Origin of the sequence: Flavobacterium cyanobacteriorum (genome assembly GCF_002251835.1) — a bacterium.
GTDB lineage: Bacteria > Bacteroidota > Bacteroidia > Flavobacteriales > Flavobacteriaceae > Flavobacterium > Flavobacterium cyanobacteriorum.
Map to the genome: position 1 here is coordinate 1 of NZ_NOXV01000074.1, position 1,760 is coordinate 1,760.

Sequence of the window (1,760 nt, forward strand, 5' to 3'; positions counted from 1 at the left end):
CAACCCTTTTTTATTTAACAAATAAGTTTAAACCACTTCATTGTATAAAAAATTTAGATCTACTTTATTCTTGTGGATATTTAATATCTATTAGTATTTGACCTCTATACCTTTTTTTTATTACATTAAACCATTTCTTTCTTTCTTCAGCATTATCAAATAAAACAGAGCTATCATCAGATGTTAAAATTTTAAACCTGTTTTTATAATATTTCTCTTTTGTAATAAGTTTATAGTCATTTACTTTAGGGAGGTTATATTTTTCTTTCTTTTTTTTATAATTCTCTAAAGTAAAATTTAACTTTTTTTCAGAGTCGTATAAACTTACTATCAGCCCAGGTAAACCTTTAAACTTGTAAGGGCCATAGTTTAGGGGTATTTCGACGGAAAACCAAGCATACCAGATTCTACCATAAGCATTGCATCGAGCTAATTGTGCGTTAACTTTACCAACTTTCTTCTTCTCTTTTAGAATTTCCCAATTGAGTTTGTCATTCTCTACGTATCGATATTTAAAATCTTTTATATCTTCGAAAATATCCATCTGATTATTGTTGTTACAAACAATTTCAGGAAATCCTGATCCGTACATCATATAATCGTTGGGATTTGTTTCTTTTAAAGAATTCATAGAATAAATGGTCGTACTTAAAAAAGCTGATTTATTGCTTTTACTGTCAACTAATAAAATAAACTGTTCATTATCTGAAGAATTATCATTTCTTATAAACTTTAGATCATAAAAACAAACATAGTCGATGTTTATGGTTTGAGCTGATGCTACTGTAAAAAAAAGTAACGCTATTAAAAGTTTAAAATGTTTTTTTTGCATAATTTACTTGTTTAAATAAGGCTATCTAAGTGGATAGATAGCCTTACATTTGGTAATTAAGTATTAACTGTTAATTTTACCGTTTTTGGGTAAACACCACAGTGCATTAAATTATACGTTGCGACTGCATCTGTAATTTGTTTCAATGTAGCATTATCAGCAATATTAATTGTTCCAATTACGCCGCAAGTTGTGGTAACATTCCAAACTCTGGCATTCATAGTTAAGCAAACCAATAGAATAGCTGCTAAAAATATTTTTTTCATTTTCTTTTAGTATTTTGCTTTAATCTTTGCAAGAGCTTCTGGCTCATTAAGGCAGTCAAAGATTTTCTGCGTTTTTTTTCCAATATGGAATTTCTGCCCGAACTATAAGTTCACATTAAAACATATTATTTTTAAATATTCGCGACTATTCTCAAATAATATAATGAAATAGCAATGAATCCCTTAGACTTACGATAAATATCATAAGTGGCGATACTCGCTTTTAACTTATCTATAGCATTTCGCAACATTGGGTTGAAACAGATGCTATTAACCGGCTTTAAAACAAACCCTGTCGCGTCATATTTCATGGCATCATAAGCATACTCTTTATTTGAAGAGATGAAAATCGTTGTAGGCATGTAATCTAAAGCACCGAGTATACTAGTTGCGGTACCAACAATATGGACATCATAAAAAAGATTTTCCACTATTTTTCTAAATAACCGCAGGTAGTAATCAAATCATCATCAACAATTATTACCTTAAATGCCGTTTTTGTGCAAAAAAAATCAATCTTTGTGAAATTTTCGTAAAAAAGTAGACCTTGTGGTTAAATAGTAGATTTTTTTATTGTGAAGTGGTTTAAACTTATTTGTTAAATAAAAAAGGGTTGCTGGTTAGGCTTTAATTACCTGGCTTTTACAATCATCGCACTAAAG

The 1,760-nt window shown here is 29.3% G+C and carries 3 protein-coding genes; all 3 read right to left on the minus strand.

The window, feature by feature from the left end; genetic code table 11:
- Positions 1 to 64 precede the first annotated feature (64 nt).
- The gene (locus CHU92_RS00755) at positions 65 to 832 is read right to left on the minus strand and encodes a GLPGLI family protein (protein WP_094411617.1); all 768 of its coding nucleotides are present in this window, start codon (positions 830 to 832) and stop codon (positions 65 to 67) included.
- Positions 833 to 888: 56 nt separating this feature from the next.
- Positions 889 to 1,098 (minus strand): hypothetical protein, encoded by a 210-nt coding sequence (locus tag CHU92_RS00760; RefSeq protein WP_094411619.1) that lies wholly within the window; start codon positions 1,096 to 1,098, stop codon positions 889 to 891.
- Between the two features lie 131 nt (positions 1,099 to 1,229).
- On the minus strand, positions 1,230 to 1,529 hold the full coding sequence (locus CHU92_RS00765) for a response regulator (protein WP_094411621.1): 300 nt from the start codon (positions 1,527 to 1,529) through the stop codon (positions 1,230 to 1,232).
- Positions 1,530 to 1,760 lie beyond the last annotated feature (231 nt).